Raw genomic sequence first — 14,442 nt, forward strand, 5'->3', positions numbered from 1 at the left:
GCGTGGCACGGCGTGACCCCCCGGCGTTTCGGGGGCGCTGCATTTGTTTTGACCCAAGTCGATGAGGTAGGTACGCTCAGACCTTGTGCCTGGGGTGTGCCTGGGCTCGTGTGCGTGTCCTCAACCGCACGGCGAGCTCGTCTTTGGCCACCGTGATCTGTGCTTCCACTGCTCCAGGGGAGTGGCCCGCAGCATTCGACACACCCGACCGCGTGGGTCGGCGACGTTCCAGGTTAGTTTCACCGACGGCACACAGAAACCGGAGAAGTAGTGCCTACGATTCAGCAGCTGGTCCGGAAGGGCCGGCAGGACAAGGTCGAGAAGAACAAGACGCCCGCGCTCGAGGGTTCGCCCCAGCGCCGCGGCGTCTGCACGCGTGTGTTCACGACCACCCCGAAGAAGCCGAACTCCGCGCTCCGGAAGGTCGCACGTGTGCGTCTGACCTCCGGCATCGAGGTCACGGCCTACATCCCGGGTGAGGGACACAACCTGCAGGAGCACTCCATCGTGCTCGTGCGTGGTGGCCGTGTGAAGGACCTGCCGGGTGTTCGTTACAAGATCATCCGCGGCTCCCTTGACACCCAGGGTGTCAAGAACCGCAAGCAGGCCCGCAGCCGCTACGGCGCCAAGAAGGAGAAGTAAGAATGCCTCGTAAGGGCCCCGCCCCGAAGCGCCCGGTCATCATTGACCCGGTCTATGGTTCTCCTCTTGTCACCTCGCTGATCAACAAGATCCTGCTCAACGGCAAGCGTTCCACCGCCGAGCGGATCGTGTACGGCGCCATGGAAGGCCTCCGCGAGAAGACCGGCGCTGACCCGGTCATCACGCTGAAGCGCGCGCTTGAGAACGTCAAGCCCTCGCTCGAGGTCAAGTCCCGCCGTGTCGGTGGCGCCACCTACCAGGTGCCGATCGAGGTCAAGCCCGGTCGCGCCGCCACCCTCGCGCTGCGCTGGGTCGTCGGCTACTCCCGCGCCCGTCGCGAGAAGACGATGACGGAGCGGCTCATGAACGAGCTGCTCGACGCCTCCAACGGTCTTGGCGCTGCCGTCAAGAAGCGCGAGGACACCCACAAGATGGCCGAGTCCAACAAGGCCTTCGCGCACTACCGCTGGTAGTCGCTTACCCCATCGAGACCGAGAGAAGATTGAGCCTTATGGCCACCACTTCGCTTGACCTGGCCAAGGTCCGCAACATTGGGATCATGGCCCACATCGACGCGGGCAAGACGACCACCACTGAGCGGATCCTGTTCTACACCGGCGTCTCGTACAAGATCGGTGAAGTCCACGACGGCGCTGCCACGATGGACTGGATGGAGCAGGAGCAGGAGCGCGGCATCACGATCACGTCCGCCGCGACGACCTGTCACTGGCCGCTCAATGATGTTGACCACACCATCAACATCATCGACACCCCGGGTCACGTCGACTTCACCGTCGAGGTGGAGCGTTCGCTCCGCGTCCTCGACGGTGCCGTCACCGTGTTCGACGGTGTGGCCGGCGTCGAGCCGCAGTCCGAGACCGTGTGGCGTCAGGCGGACCGCTACGGCGTTCCGCGTATCTGCTTCGTCAACAAGCTCGACCGCACCGGTGCCGAGTTCCACCGCTGTGTCGACATGATCGTCGACCGCCTGGGCGCGGTCCCGCTCGTCATGCAGCTCCCCATCGGCGCAGAGGCCGACTTCAAGGGCGTCGTCGACCTCGTGTCGATGAAGGCCTTCGTGTGGCCCGAAGAGGCCGCCAAGGGCGAGATGTACGACACGATCGACATCCCGGACACCCACAAGGAAGCCGCCGAGGAATGGCGCGGCAAGCTCCTTGAGGCCGTCTCCGAGAACGACGACGAGATGATGGAGCTGTACCTGGAGGGCGTCGAGCCCACCCAGGACCAGCTGCACGAGGCGATCCGCCGCATCACCCTCGCGTCGAAGGGCAGTGCCGACTCGGTCACCGTCACCCCGGTGTTCTGTGGCACCGCGTTCAAGAACAAGGGCGTCCAGCCCCTGCTCGACGCGGTCGTCCGCTACCTGCCTTCCCCCCTGGACGTCGAGGCCATCGAGGGCCACGACGTCAAGGACCCCGAGAAGGTCATCCAGCGCAAGCCTTCGGACGACGAGCCGTTCTCCGGTCTCGCGTTCAAGATTGCCAGCGACCCGCACCTCGGCAAGCTCACCTTCGTCCGGATCTACTCCGGTCGCCTCGAGGCCGGCACCGCGGTGCTGAACTCGGTCAAGGGCAAGAAGGAGCGCATCGGCAAGATCTACCGCATGCACGCGAACAAGCGTGAGGAGATCGCGTCGGTGGGCGCCGGTGACATCATCGCCGTCATGGGCCTGAAGCAGACCACCACCGGTGAGACGCTGTGTGACGACAAGAACCCGGTCATCCTGGAGTCCATGGACTTCCCGGCGCCGGTCATTCAGGTCGCCATCGAGCCCAAGTCCAAGGGTGACCAGGAGAAGCTGGGTGTCGCCATCCAGCGCCTCTCCGAGGAGGACCCGTCCTTCCAGGTGCACTCCGACGAGGAGACCGGCCAGACCATCATCGGTGGTATGGGCGAGCTTCACCTCGAGGTGCTCGTCGACCGCATGAAGCGCGAGTTCCGCGTCGAGGCGAACGTCGGCAAGCCGCAGGTCGCGTACCGCGAGACGATCCGCAAGGCCGTCGAGCGCATCGACTACACGCACAAGAAGCAGACTGGTGGTACCGGCCAGTTCGCGAAGGTGCAGATCGCCCTTGAGCCCATCGAGGGTGGCGACGCGTCCTACGAGTTCGTCAACAAGGTCACCGGTGGCCGCATCCCCCGTGAGTACATTCCCTCGGTGGACGCGGGTGCCCAGGAAGCCATGCAGTTCGGCATCCTGGCCGGCTACGAGATGGTCGGCGTCCGCGTCACCCTTCTCGACGGTGGTTACCACGAGGTCGACTCCTCGGAGCTCGCCTTCAAGATCGCCGGTTCGCAGGCGTTCAAGGAGGGTGCCCGCAAGGCGTCCCCCGTGCTCCTGGAGCCGATGATGGCCGTCGAGGTCACCACGCCCGAGGACTACATGGGCGATGTCATCGGCGACCTCAACTCCCGCCGTGGCCAGATCCAGGCCATGGAGGAGCGCAGCGGCGCTCGCGTCGTGAAGGGCCTCGTGCCCCTCTCGGAGATGTTCGGCTACGTCGGAGACCTCCGCAGCAAGACCTCGGGTCGCGCAAGCTACTCGATGCAGTTCGACTCCTACGCCGAGGTTCCGCGGAACGTCGCCGAGGAGATCATCGCGAAGGCCAAGGGCGAGTAACTCTCCGAGTTGACGCTTTAGGCTTATCACCGGAACCCGGTGGGGCATTTGACGCGGCGCGCATGCAATGCGTCGAATGCCCCCTGGGCCCGGCATCCCAGCAAAGATCACCTGGCGCCGATGAAGCAAGGCGTACAGAACCACTCCGCAGGAGGACCCAGTGGCGAAGGCAAAGTTCGAGCGGACTAAGCCGCACGTCAACATCGGCACCATCGGTCACATTGACCACGGTAAGACGACCCTCACGGCCGCCATTACCAAGGTGCTGCACGACGCGTACCCGGACCTGAACGAGGCCTCGGCCTTCGACCAGATCGACAAGGCTCCTGAGGAGCGCCAGCGCGGTATCACCATCTCGATCGCGCACGTCGAGTACCAGACGGAGTCGCGTCACTACGCGCACGTCGACTGCCCGGGTCACGCCGACTACATCAAGAACATGATCACGGGTGCGGCGCAGATGGACGGCGCCATCCTCGTGGTTGCCGCCACCGACGGCCCGATGCCGCAGACCAAGGAGCACGTGCTCCTGGCCCGCCAGGTCGGCGTTCCCTACATCGTCGTCGCCCTGAACAAGGCCGACATGGTGGACGACGAGGAGATCCTGGAGCTCGTCGAGCTCGAGGTTCGTGAGCTCCTCTCCGAGTACGAGTTCCCGGGCGACGACCTTCCGGTCGTCAAGGTCTCGGCGCTCAAGGCTCTTGAGGGTGACAAGGAGTGGGGCCAGACCGTCCTCGACCTGATGAAGGCCGTCGACGAGTCCATCCCGCAGCCCGAGCGTGACGTCGAGAAGCCGTTCCTGATGCCGATCGAGGACGTCTTCACGATCACCGGTCGTGGCACCGTCGTCACCGGTCGTATCGAGCGTGGTGTCCTCAAGGTCAACGAGACCGTCGACATCGTCGGTATCAAGACCGAGAAGACCACCACCACGGTCACCGGCATCGAGATGTTCCGCAAGCTGCTCGACGAGGGCCAGGCCGGTGAGAACGTCGGTCTGCTCCTCCGTGGCATCAAGCGCGAGGACGTCGAGCGCGGCCAGGTCATCATCAAGCCGGGTTCGGTCACGCCGCACACCGAGTTCGAGGCGCAGTCCTACATCCTGTCGAAGGACGAGGGTGGCCGTCACACCCCCTTCTTCAACAACTACCGCCCGCAGTTCTACTTCCGTACCACGGACGTGACGGGCGTTGTGACCCTTCCCGAGGGCACCGAGATGGTCATGCCGGGTGACAACACCCTCATGAACGTCGCGCTGATCCAGCCGGTCGCCATGGAAGAGGGCCTGAAGTTCGCCATCCGTGAGGGTGGCCGGACCGTGGGCGCCGGCCAGGTCACCAAGATCCTCAAGTAAGTCCTTGAGCGTCTGACCTGGTAGCTCCGCACAAGAGCACCGAGAAGGGCCCCGTCCCGCCGCGCAAGCGGTGGGACGGGGCCCTTCTTCTTGTCTCAGGCGGTGGGTACGGGAGGCGGCCGGCGCACCATGAACACGTCGACCGGGTCCTCGCGTTCCGTGGTGAATCCGTGCCGCTCGTACAGCCGCCGGGCCGCGCTGCCCTGGAGGACGTTGAGGCGGACCGGTACCCCTTCGGTGTCCGTACGGGCCAGCAGGGCGGCCAGCACGGCCGAGCCGATGCCCCGCCCCTGGAGTGCCTCGTCGAGGAAGAAGCTCTCCAGGCAGTGCCCGTCCTCGAAGGGGCGGAGGGTGACGCTGCCGGCGAAGCGGCCGTCGACGAGGATCACCGAGGTGTGTTCGGGCAGGTAGGAGTCGCGCAGCCGCTGGCGCACCCGGTGTTCGTCGTAGCGGCCGAGGCGGACCAGATCCGGGCGCATCACGACGGCCCGGATCTCGGCTATCGGCTCAAGGTCCTCGGGGGTGGCGGGGCGCAGGGCCCAGCCTTGAGTGGTACGTACACGCATGGCGGGAGTCTGTCAGAGGGGTGGCCGGGTCCCGTCCGGAGGTGTGACACACCTGCCTAAAGTGGGCGCATGTGCCACTACTGCGGCTGCCGCGAGATCCCGTTGATCAAGGAGTTCATCGCGGAGCACGAGTCCGTCACCGATGCGGCGGGCGGCGCCCTGCGGGCCCTGGACCGCGGTGACCGGACCCTGGCCGCGGAACTGGTGGACCGGATGGAGCGGGAGCTGCGGGCCCACTGGCAGGGGGAGGAGCAGGGGCTTTTCGCGGTGATGGGCGGCAGTGCGGAGTACGCCGGCTACATCGACGCGCTGGTGCGTGAGCACCGCGAACTCGCCGCGTTCCTCGGCCGGGTCGATCTGGACCGCACCGAGGACGTCGTCCGGCTGCGGGAGGCGGTCGACGAACTGCACCACCACATCGCGAAGGAGGAGGACGGGCTGTTCCCGGCCTCGCTCACCGCGCTGTCCGGGGACGAGTGGGACCGCTCGATGACGGCGTGGCGCTCGGCGCACCCGGAGGCGCCGGGGGAACTCGGGCGCTAGGGCGGGGGCGGGCGGTCCATCGGGGCCAACGACGCGTCCCTGATGCCGCGCAGTACCTCCGCCCCGATCTCCGCCAGCCGGTGAGCCGGTGGCGGGGTCGCGCCGAGCCCGATCGCGTACCCCGTGCGCGCGCCGACCGTGAGTGGGCGCGGCCAGACGCGGCAGTCGGCGGCGCCCGCCTCGGAGAGGGCGGCCGTCAGGGCGAGGAGTCGCCCGCGTAGCCGCCCCTCGTCGGTGCCGCCCGGCGGTACGGAGGCGAGGGCCCAGGACGAGTGCAGGCCGGACAGGCGTGGCGGCGCACACAGCAGCGCACGCGGGTCGGTGCCGTCCTCCGCAGCCTCCAGGATCTCCCACGCGCGGTACAGCTCGGCCGCGAGGAGATCGCGGCCGGCGGGGGAGACCTGCGTGGTGCAGGAACGTACGGGGGCCGTCGGGGTCAGCACCGTGACGGCGGCTCCGGCGCCCGCACCCGTCCCCACCGCCTCGTCCCAGTCCCACGCCGCCCACGTCGCGAAGAAGTGCCGGAGCAGCGCGAGCGGCGGCAGGCCGCCGGCCTCGTGTGCGGTACGGGCCGCGAGGACGGCCCAGGCCAGGCCCGGCAGCCCGCCGCAGGGGGCGGAGTCCAGGCCCCGGGCCCCCGCCCACGCCTTGACGTCCCGGGCGAGCGGGGCGAAGGCGTCCCGGAGCGGGTCCGCCGCCGCGAGCACCGCTTCGGCGTCGCTCACCGCGCTGAGCGCGACGGCCGCCGCCTCGCCCAGTTCGGTCCGGCGGGCGACCGCGTCGGCGGGGGAGAGGCCCCCGGTCGCCACGGTGACCAGGTCGACCCGGAGGCCGTCGGTGTGCCAGCGCAGCCCCGGCACCCGGGCGCCGGTCACCTCGCGCAGGTCCCGCGCCCGGGGGAACGCGGCGGCCAGCCGGTGCCGCACGCCGGCCGGATCGGGGGCGCCGGGCAGTGCCGCCACCAGGTCCAGGTCCGCGTCGGGCAGCGCGCAGCCCATGCGCCGGGAGCCGACGACGTGGACGCGGGCGCCGGGGAGGGCCGCGGCGACCCGTTCCGCCACCCCTTCGGCCACTGGGAGGGGCGGGCCCAGCTCCACCCGTACCCCGTAGTGGTCGGAGACGTACAGCCCCGCCGGGCTCGGGACCTCGCCGGTCAGGGCCGCGGAGCTGGCCCGCAGCCGTTCCGTGCGCAGCAGGACCCGGTCCAGGCGGGAGACGCGGCCGGACAGGGAGGAGACGGCGGCCAGCGGGTTCACGGACGGGTCGAAGGTCGGGGTGCGGTCGGCGGGGCCGTGTACCTCGGTCCACGCGTCCGCCATTGCCAGGCGGGTCTGTGGGCGGTCGCCGCCGTCATTGAAGTCGCCGACGAGCAGCAGCTCGCCCTCGATGCCGGCCAACCCCGTTGCCAGGTCCATCAGTTCGGTCTCGCGGCGGGTGGCGCCCGCGGGGGAGTGGTCGCTGCTGAGATGGGTCACGGCGACCGTGACGGGGCCCTCGGCCGTCTCGACGACGGCCGCGGCCACCGCCTTGTGCGGGCCGAGCGCGTGCAGAGCCGCCTCGCTCACCGGCAGCCGGCTGAGCAGCAGCAGTCCGCAGTCCGGTACGTCACGGCCCGCCGGGTCGGTGGCGAGGACGTACCCGTCGCGCACCCAGGCGCAGTCCAGCAGCATCTCCAGCAGGGCGGGTTCCGCCTCCTGGAGGGCGATGACGTCCGCGTCCGCCGCGCGCAGGGCGTCGAGCAGGAGGGGGCGGCGGAGTGCGGTGTCGATGCGGTCGCTGTCGTAGCGGTCCCAGAGGGTGTTCCAGGTGAGGACGGTCAGCGGGGCCGACGGGCCCGGCGGCCCGGGGGAGGACGGGTCCCAGCGGCCCGTGGCCGGGGAGAAGGCGTGCGGCGTACGGGAGAGGAAGTACGGGGACGGCAGCCGGCGCGGGGACCGGATCCGGCCCGCGTCCGTCGCGTCGATCCGGTCCGTGCCGGAGGAGCGGTCCCACACCACCTCGCCGTCCGCCTCGAAGAACAGCACCCGGTGCCAGGGGATGTCCCCGCCCGGTGTGAACCGCTCCAGCGGTACCCGCTTGGGGTCCCGCCCGCGCTGGGCGACGCCCAGCACGAAGCGCGCCGGGTCGAAGCGGGCGTCCCAGCGGACCCGGTGGTAGATCTCCTCGCTCGTACGCATCAGGCCCGGTCCTCCACGGTTCCGCTCGTTCCGATGTACCAGGTGCGGTGGGCCTGGTCGGGATACGGGGGTACGAAGCGGTGCAGCTGGGAGGCCAGGACCGTCGGCGGCACCGGGTGGGCGCGCCGGCCGTTGCGCGCGGTCAGCTCGTCCTCGCCCACCCACGCCACGGCATGGGTGACCAGCGCGTCCCTGCGCGCGGCGACGGCGTGCACCAGGGAGCGCTGGTGCGGGTTGAGCGAGGTGGCGTCCCAGACCACGGTGGCGCCGGGCACGAGGGCGGCGTCCAGGCGCCGCAGCCCCTCGCGCAGCACGTCCCCGTTGGCGCTCTGGTCGGCGCGTGACCGGCGTGACTCGCGCAGTTCGTCGAGCGAGAGGTACGTGGCGGTGCCGGGCAGGGCGCGGCCGAAGGTGCTCTTGCCGCTGCCGGACGGCCCCACCATGTGGACCAGGCGCGGGAAGTCCCCGGACCGCCACCGCCAGGTCGCGGCGACCGCCTCGTCGGCCGTGCCCACGCGGCCCAGCGCGTACGCCTCCCGGGCCTGCGCCAGACAGCGGGCGGCGGCCTCCGGTCCCAGGTCGTCGAAGGCCCGGTCCAGCCCGTCCGGCTCGGCCACGTCCTGGGCGTTCAGGGCCGACCACTCCACCTGCTCACCGGCCTCGGGCCCGTCGGCCAGGGCGTCCGCCAGCGCGTGCAGGACCGGCAGGTCCGCGGCGAGCGACATCCGCGCCAGACCGGCGCGGCGCTGCTCGTCCGGGTAGGGGCGGTGCAGCGAGGGGTAGAGCCCGACCAGGTCCGCGACCCGGCGGGCGAGCGGCATGCCGAGCGGGCCGGCGAGCGCCGGTGCGAGCGCGGCCCGGCGGGTGCGGTGGTGCAGGGCGGCGAGCACCCCGGCCAGCCGGTCGTCACCCGTGCGGCCCAGGGTGTCCAGGGCCTCGCCCGTCGCGAGGGCGGCCGGTGCGTCGCCGGGGCCGGCACCGGGGCCGGCACCGGTGGCGACGGCGAGTGCCGCCGGGTCCACCGGCGCGCCCGAGCGCACGGCCCACAGGGCGGCGGCCGGTCCCAGCCCGTTCTCCACGATCTCCGTGTGCATCCAGTGGGTGCCCGTCGTGACATGGCCGGGCCGTACCCACTTAGCGACCCGGTGCCCGAACTCGGCGGCCCCGAAGCCCTCGGCCGGCCGGACGACGTACCCCTCCTGGCGCTCCGTGTCCGGCTTCAGCGCCCGCAGCGCCTTCTCGGCCCGGGCGTCGAACACGCCGCGCCACAGCACCGGCGGGGTCGGAATCCCCAGGTCCCGCAGGAAGGCCACGGTCCGGTCCCAGTCCAGACAGCGGTCGCCGTCCCAGACGGAGAAGCCGTGGAAGTGGCCCGGGAGGTCCTCGTACGGGATCGAGTGACGGGCGAAGGTGTTCTCGCCGCAGATCCGCCACCCCGCGGGGATGCGGGGGCCGACGCGTCCCTGGAGGGCCTTGACCCATCCGCGGGAGGGGTGGTGCGCCGAGTCGAGGGAGCGGGCGTGCACTCCGTCGGCGTAGAGCGTGGTGTTCTCGCCGTCCAGCTTCTCGGTGACCACGACCTGCGAGCCGGTCAGTCCGGCGAGGTCGGTGAGGCGCACATCGTCCGACGCGGCCCCGGGTGACCAGGGCAGATGCGGGGTCCGTGGATAGTGCGTACGCATGTTCGCTGCCCCCGTGAGTCGCCGTCCCGGCCGGTCACTGTAGGGGCGGGGGCATACGGCACTCGACCGAATATCGCGAGGGGCCGGGCGGGCGGTTCGTGCCCGCGTTTGACCACGGTGGAGCGGGGGGTAAGATCCTCCGCCCGATTGGCCAGGCTCGTGCCCCGTATGGCACACTGACCAGGTTGCTCGGTTGAGTGTCAATGCTGCGCGCCTCCCGCCGGGAGGACCGGAAGCGAGTCCCACAGTACTCGTCGGCCCCATGGGCCGGACGTACGGGAATCTTTCGGGAAGCAATGTGTGGCACCGGCCAGGCGCCCGGTGGGGTTCCTCCCCCGGCATCCGCGGTCTCAGGCCCGCACCCCCTTGGTTGGGATCTCCTTCGGGAGATTTTCGTAGAGGGGATGCGACACGCCCGACCGCGTGGGTCGGAGGCGGAGTAATCAGAACCCCGGGTTCCAGAGCGTTACGAGAGACAGGACTACTAGTAGCCATGGCGGGACAGAAGATCCGCATCCGGCTCAAGGCCTACGACCACGAGGTCATCGACTCCTCGGCGAAGAAGATCGTCGAGACGGTGACCCGCACTGGTGCGTCGGTCGCGGGCCCGGTGCCGCTGCCCACTGAGAAGAACGTGTACTGCGTCATCAAGTCGCCGCACAAGTACAAGGACTCTCGCGAGCACTTCGAGATGCGCACGCACAAGCGCCTCATCGACATTCTCGACCCCACGCCGAAGACGGTTGACTCGCTGATGCGCCTCGACCTGCCGGCGGGCGTCGACATCGAGATCAAGCTCTGAGGGGACGGGCCGAGATGAGCAAGAACATCAAGGGCGTCCTGGGCGAGAAGCTCGGCATGACCCAGGTCTGGGACGAGAACAACCGGGTTGTCCCGGTGACCGTCGTCAAGGCCGGTCCGTGCGTCGTGACGCAGGTTCGTACGAACGACAGCGACGGCTACGAGTCGGTCCAGATCGCCTTCGGCGAGATCGACCCGCGCAAGGTGAACAAGCCCCTCAAGGGCCACTTCGCCAAGGCCGACGTGACCCCGCGCCGCCACCTGGTGGAGCTCCGCACCCCTGACGCCAGCGAGTACACGCTGGGCCAGGAGATCACCGCCCAGGTGTTCGAGTCCGGCGTCAAGGTTGACGTCACGGGCAAGAGCAAGGGCAAGGGCTTCGCCGGTGTCATGAAGCGTCACAACTTCAAGGGCCTCGGCGCCGGACACGGCGTCCAGCGCAAGCACCGTTCCCCCGGTTCGATCGGTGGCTGCGCCACCCCTGGGCGTGTCTTCAAGGGCATGCGCATGGCCGGCCGGATGGGCAACGAGCGCGTCACCACCCAGAACCTGACCATCCACGCGGTTGACGCGGAGAAGGGTCTGCTGCTCATCAAGGGCGCGGTCCCCGGTCCGAACGGCGGCCTCGTCCTGGTCCGTACCGCGGCCAAGGGGGCTTGAGGTAATGAGCACCATTGACATCCTTTCGCCGGCAGGCGACAAGGCCGGTACCGTCGAGCTCCCCGCGGAGATCTTCGACGCGAAGACCAGCGTTCCGCTGATCCACCAGGTCGTTGTCGCACAGCTGGCAGCTGCCCGTCAGGGCACGCACTCGACCAAGCGCCGCGGTGAAGTCCGTGGTGGTGGCCGCAAGCCGTACCGCCAGAAGGGCACCGGCCGCGCCCGTCAGGGTTCGACCCGTGCGCCGCAGTTCGTCGGCGGTGGCGTCGTGCACGGCCCCAAGCCGCGCGACTACTCGCAGCGCACCCCGAAGAAGATGAAGGCCGCCGCCCTGCGCGGTGCCCTGTCGGACCGGGCGCGTCACTCCCGCATCCACGTCGTCACCGGCGTGGTCGAGAGCGCGATCTCCACCAAGGCCGTCAAGACGCTGCTCGGCAAGATCTCGGAGCGCAACAACGTGCTCCTGGTCGTCGAGCGCAGCGACGAGGCCGCGTGGCTCTCCGCACGCAACCTGCCCCAGGTGCACATCCTGGACCCGGGCCAGCTGAACACGTACGACGTGATCGTCTCTGACGACGTGGTCTTCACCCAGGCCGCTTTCGAGTCCTTCGTGTCTGGCCCCCAGACCGCTGAGACCGAAGGGAGCGACGCCTGATGAGTGAGGCGACCGTTACCAGCAAGACCTACTCCGACCCGCGTGACGTTCTCGTCAAGCCGGTTGTTTCGGAGAAGAGCTACGCGCTGCTCGACGAGAACAAGTACACGTTCATCGTCGCGCCCGGCTCCAACAAGACCCAGATCAAGCAGGCCGTGGAAGCGGTCTTCTCGGTCAAGGTCACCGGGGTCAACACGATCAACCGTCAGGGTAAGCGCAAGCGCACCAAGACCGGTTTCGGCAAGCGCGCTGACACCAAGCGCGCCATCGTGACCCTCGCTGAGGGCGACCGAATCGACATCTTCGGCGGCCCGACCTCCTAACGGAGGTCGAGTCGTCCGGAATCGGACGAGGACTGAGAAATGGGTATCCGCAAGTACAAGCCGACGACCCCGGGCCGTCGTGGCTCCAGCGTCGCCGACTTTGTCGAGATCACGCGGTCCACGCCGGAGAAGTCGCTGGTCCGCCCCCTGCACAGCAAGGGCGGCCGTAACAACACCGGTCGTGTGACCGTTCGCCACCAGGGTGGTGGCCACAAGCGCGCCTACCGCGTGATCGACTTCCGTCGTCACGACAAGGACGGCGTGCCGGCCAAGGTCGCGCACATCGAGTACGACCCGAACCGCACCGCGCGCATCGCGCTCCTGCACTACGCGGACGGCGAGAAGCGCTACATCATCGCGCCGCGTGGCCTGACGCAGGGCGACCGTGTCGAGAACGGCCCGGCCGCCGACATCAAGCCCGGCAACAACCTGGCGCTGCGCAACATCCCGGTCGGTACGACCATCCACGCCATCGAGCTGCGGCCCGGCGGCGGCGCGAAGTTCGCCCGTTCCGCGGGTGCCTCCGTGCAGCTGCTGGCGAAGGAGGGCACCATGGCCCACCTTCGTATGCCGTCGGGTGAGATCCGCCTGGTCGACGCCCGCTGCCGCGCCACGATCGGTGAGGTCGGCAACGCCGAGCAGTCGAACATCAACTGGGGCAAGGCCGGTCGCATGCGCTGGAAGGGCGTTCGCCCGTCCGTCCGCGGTGTCGCGATGAACCCGGTCGACCACCCGCACGGTGGTGGTGAAGGCAAGACCTCCGGTGGACGTCACCCGGTCTCGCCGTGGGGTCAGAAGGAGGGTCGTACTCGCTCGCCGAAGAAGGCATCGAGCAAGTACATCGTCCGCCGCCGCAAGACGAACAAGAAGCGCTAGGAGCGGGTTTAGATGCCGCGCAGTCTCAAGAAGGGGCCCTTCGTCGACGGCCACCTCGTCAAGAAGGTGGATGTCCAGAACGAAGCTGGCACCAAGAACGTCATCAAGACCTGGTCCCGTCGCTCGATGATCATCCCGGCCATGCTGGGTCACACCATCGCGGTGCACAACGGCAAGATCCACGTCCCGGTGTTCGTCACCGAGTCGATGGTCGGCCACAAGCTCGGCGAGTTCTCGCCGACTCGCACCTTCCGCGGCCACGTCAAGGACGACCGGAAGTCGAAGCGCCGCTAGCGCGGGGTGGAAACGACTATGACTCACACCGAAGGGACAACCATGGAAGCCAGGGCCCAGGCGCGGTACATCCGCGTCACGCCCATGAAGGCCCGCCGAGTGGTGGACCTCATCCGTGGCATGGATGCCACGGAGGCTCAGGCGGTCCTGCGTTTCGCCCCGCAGGCCGCGAGCGTGCCGGTTGGCAAGGTGCTCGACAGCGCCATTGCCAACGCTGCACACAACTACGACCACCCTGACGCCTCTTCGCTGGTCATCAGCGAGGCGTACGTGGACGAGGGCCCGACCCTGAAGCGGTTCCGTCCGCGTGCTCAGGGCCGTGCCTACCGGATCCGTAAGCGGACCAGCCACATCACCGTGGTCGTCAGCAGCAAGGAAGGAACCCGGTAATGGGCCAGAAGGTAAACCCGCACGGGTTCCGGCTCGGCATTACCACGGACTTCAAGTCCCGTTGGTACGCCGACAAGCTGTACAAGGACTACGTCAAGGAAGACGTCGCCATTCGTCGCATGATGACGAAGGGCATGGAGCGAGCCGGCATCTCGAAGGTTGAGATCGAGCGCACCCGCGACCGCGTCCGCGTTGACATCCACACCGCCCGCCCGGGCATCGTCATCGGCCGCCGCGGCGCCGAGGCCGACCGCATCCGTGGCGAGCTGGAGAAGCTGACCGGCAAGCAGGTCCAGCTGAACATCCTCGAGGTCAAGAACCCCGAGGTGGACGCTCAGCTGGTGGCCCAGGCCGTCGCCGAGCAGCTCTCCTCCCGCGTCTCCTTCCGTCGGGCCATGCGTAAGAGCATGCAGAGCTCGATGAAGGCCGGCGCCAAGGGCATCAAGATCCAGTGCGGCGGTCGCCTCGGCGGCGCCGAGATGTCCCGCTCGGAGTTCTACCGCGAGGGCCGCGTGCCCCTGCACACCCTCCGTGCGAACGTCGACTACGGCTTCTTCGAGGCCAAGACGACCTTCGGCCGCATCGGCGTGAAGGTCTGGATCTACAAGGGCGACGTCAAGAACATCGCCGAGGTCCGCGCCGAGAACGCTGCTGCCCGTGCGGGCAACCGCCCGGCCCGTGGCGGCGCTGACCGTCCGGCCGGCCGCGGTGGCCGTGGTGGCGAGCGTGGCGGTCGCGGCCGCAAGCCGCAGCAGTCGGCTCCGGCCGCCGAGGCCCCCAAGGCCGAGGCGCCCGCCGCTGCTCCGGCTGCTGAGAGCACCGGAACGGAGGCCTGACC

The 14,442-nt window shown here is 69.1% G+C and carries 16 protein-coding genes; 13 read left to right on the plus strand and 3 right to left on the minus strand.

All coding sequences use genetic code 11. The annotated features are described in order from the left end of the window. Positions 1-270: 270 nt before the first annotated feature. From rpsL to tuf, 4 genes are all read left to right on the plus strand, one after another. A complete protein-coding gene (gene rpsL, locus OG408_RS23680) occupies positions 271-642 on the plus strand; it encodes a 30S ribosomal protein S12 (RefSeq protein ID WP_003948652.1) in 372 nt (123 codons plus the stop codon). 2 nt (positions 643-644) lie between these two features. Continuing rightward, positions 645-1,115, plus strand: a complete 471-nt coding sequence (rpsG, locus tag OG408_RS23685) for a 30S ribosomal protein S7 (RefSeq protein WP_014047773.1) — start codon at positions 645-647, stop codon at positions 1,113-1,115. Between the two features lie 38 nt (positions 1,116-1,153). After that, a complete protein-coding gene (fusA, locus tag OG408_RS23690; RefSeq protein WP_266781649.1) occupies positions 1,154-3,283 on the plus strand; it encodes an elongation factor G in 2,130 nt (709 codons plus the stop codon). Between the two features lie 160 nt (positions 3,284-3,443). Next, positions 3,444-4,637, plus strand: a complete 1,194-nt coding sequence (gene tuf, locus OG408_RS23695) for an elongation factor Tu (protein ID WP_073732686.1) — start codon at positions 3,444-3,446, stop codon at positions 4,635-4,637. Between the two features lie 95 nt (positions 4,638-4,732). Here tuf and OG408_RS23700 read toward each other — a convergent pair whose 3' ends face one another. Then, on the minus strand, positions 4,733-5,203 hold the full coding sequence (locus OG408_RS23700; RefSeq protein WP_326671821.1) for a GNAT family N-acetyltransferase: 471 nt from the start codon (positions 5,201-5,203) through the stop codon (positions 4,733-4,735). Between the two features lie 69 nt (positions 5,204-5,272). On the opposite strand from OG408_RS23700, the gene OG408_RS23705 reads away from it, so the two are divergent. Then, positions 5,273-5,746: a hemerythrin domain-containing protein gene (locus OG408_RS23705; protein ID WP_326671823.1), complete on the plus strand. Its 474-nt coding sequence runs from the start codon at positions 5,273-5,275 to the stop codon at positions 5,744-5,746. Here OG408_RS23705 and OG408_RS23710 read toward each other — a convergent pair. Together OG408_RS23710 and OG408_RS23715 are read right to left on the minus strand one after the other, a co-directional pair. After that, positions 5,743-7,923: an RNA repair domain-containing protein gene (locus OG408_RS23710; protein WP_326671825.1), complete on the minus strand. Its 2,181-nt coding sequence runs from the start codon at positions 7,921-7,923 to the stop codon at positions 5,743-5,745. The two genes, OG408_RS23705 and OG408_RS23710, sit on opposite strands and share 4 nt — an antisense overlap. Continuing rightward, on the minus strand, positions 7,923-9,605 hold the full coding sequence (locus tag OG408_RS23715) for an RNA ligase family protein (RefSeq protein ID WP_326671827.1): 1,683 nt from the start codon (positions 9,603-9,605) through the stop codon (positions 7,923-7,925). The genes OG408_RS23710 and OG408_RS23715 overlap by 1 nt, the downstream gene beginning before the upstream one ends. A gap of 493 nt (positions 9,606-10,098) precedes the next feature. Here OG408_RS23715 and rpsJ point away from each other — a divergent pair, with 493 nt between their 5' ends. Genes rpsJ through rpsC form a run of 8 tightly spaced genes read left to right on the plus strand, consistent with a single transcriptional unit; the run spans position 10,099 to position 14,440 of the window. Then, positions 10,099-10,407, plus strand: a complete 309-nt coding sequence (gene rpsJ / locus OG408_RS23720) for a 30S ribosomal protein S10 (protein ID WP_003948644.1) — start codon at positions 10,099-10,101, stop codon at positions 10,405-10,407. A 14-nt stretch (positions 10,408-10,421) separates the two neighbouring features. Beyond that, the gene (gene rplC / locus OG408_RS23725) at positions 10,422-11,066 is read left to right on the plus strand and encodes a 50S ribosomal protein L3 (RefSeq protein WP_136328436.1); all 645 of its coding nucleotides are present in this window, start codon (positions 10,422-10,424) and stop codon (positions 11,064-11,066) included. A gap of 4 nt (positions 11,067-11,070) precedes the next feature. Then, positions 11,071-11,721, plus strand: a complete 651-nt coding sequence (rplD, locus tag OG408_RS23730; RefSeq protein ID WP_266781659.1) for a 50S ribosomal protein L4 — start codon at positions 11,071-11,073, stop codon at positions 11,719-11,721. Then, positions 11,721-12,044, plus strand: coding sequence for a 50S ribosomal protein L23 (gene rplW, locus OG408_RS23735; protein WP_014154589.1), 324 nt, complete (start codon positions 11,721-11,723; stop codon positions 12,042-12,044). Before rplD ends, rplW begins: the two co-directional genes overlap by 1 nt. Before the next feature lie 39 nt (positions 12,045-12,083). Next, the gene (gene rplB / locus OG408_RS23740; RefSeq protein ID WP_145765090.1) at positions 12,084-12,920 is read left to right on the plus strand and encodes a 50S ribosomal protein L2; all 837 of its coding nucleotides are present in this window, start codon (positions 12,084-12,086) and stop codon (positions 12,918-12,920) included. 12 nt (positions 12,921-12,932) lie between these two features. Further along, a complete protein-coding gene (rpsS, locus tag OG408_RS23745; protein ID WP_015610726.1) occupies positions 12,933-13,214 on the plus strand; it encodes a 30S ribosomal protein S19 in 282 nt (93 codons plus the stop codon). 42 nt (positions 13,215-13,256) lie between these two features. Continuing rightward, positions 13,257-13,604, plus strand: coding sequence for a 50S ribosomal protein L22 (gene rplV, locus OG408_RS23750; RefSeq protein WP_026290933.1), 348 nt, complete (start codon positions 13,257-13,259; stop codon positions 13,602-13,604). Further along, positions 13,604-14,440 (plus strand): 30S ribosomal protein S3, encoded by an 837-nt coding sequence (gene rpsC, locus OG408_RS23755; RefSeq protein ID WP_266781663.1) that lies wholly within the window; start codon positions 13,604-13,606, stop codon positions 14,438-14,440. Before rplV ends, rpsC begins: the two co-directional genes overlap by 1 nt. Positions 14,441-14,442 lie beyond the last annotated feature (2 nt).

This window comes from Streptomyces sp. NBC_01257 (genome assembly GCF_035917255.1).
In the GTDB taxonomy this organism is placed as follows: Bacteria; Actinomycetota; Actinomycetes; order Streptomycetales; family Streptomycetaceae; genus Streptomyces.

Excerpts from the sequence above, each read along its gene's own strand:
- rpsG (WP_014047773.1), top strand. The coding sequence starts at position 645 with ATGCCTCGTAAGGGCCCCGCCCCGAAGCGCCCGGTCATCATTGACCCG.
- fusA (WP_266781649.1), top strand. The coding sequence starts at position 1,154 with ATGGCCACCACTTCGCTTGACCTGGCCAAGGTCCGCAACATTGGGATC.
- OG408_RS23700 (WP_326671821.1), bottom strand. The coding sequence starts at position 5,203 with ATGCGTGTACGTACCACTCAAGGCTGGGCCCTGCGCCCCGCCACCCCC.
- OG408_RS23705 (WP_326671823.1), top strand. The coding sequence starts at position 5,273 with ATGTGCCACTACTGCGGCTGCCGCGAGATCCCGTTGATCAAGGAGTTC.
- OG408_RS23710 (WP_326671825.1), bottom strand. The coding sequence starts at position 7,923 with ATGCGTACGAGCGAGGAGATCTACCACCGGGTCCGCTGGGACGCCCGC.
- OG408_RS23715 (WP_326671827.1), bottom strand. The coding sequence starts at position 9,605 with ATGCGTACGCACTATCCACGGACCCCGCATCTGCCCTGGTCACCCGGG.
- rpsJ (WP_003948644.1), top strand. The coding sequence starts at position 10,099 with ATGGCGGGACAGAAGATCCGCATCCGGCTCAAGGCCTACGACCACGAG.
- rplC (WP_136328436.1), top strand. The coding sequence starts at position 10,422 with ATGAGCAAGAACATCAAGGGCGTCCTGGGCGAGAAGCTCGGCATGACC.
- rplD (WP_266781659.1), top strand. The coding sequence starts at position 11,071 with ATGAGCACCATTGACATCCTTTCGCCGGCAGGCGACAAGGCCGGTACC.
- rplW (WP_014154589.1), top strand. The coding sequence starts at position 11,721 with ATGAGTGAGGCGACCGTTACCAGCAAGACCTACTCCGACCCGCGTGAC.
- rplB (WP_145765090.1), top strand. The coding sequence starts at position 12,084 with ATGGGTATCCGCAAGTACAAGCCGACGACCCCGGGCCGTCGTGGCTCC.
- rpsS (WP_015610726.1), top strand. The coding sequence starts at position 12,933 with ATGCCGCGCAGTCTCAAGAAGGGGCCCTTCGTCGACGGCCACCTCGTC.
- rplV (WP_026290933.1), top strand. The coding sequence starts at position 13,257 with ATGGAAGCCAGGGCCCAGGCGCGGTACATCCGCGTCACGCCCATGAAG.
- rpsC (WP_266781663.1), top strand. The coding sequence starts at position 13,604 with ATGGGCCAGAAGGTAAACCCGCACGGGTTCCGGCTCGGCATTACCACG.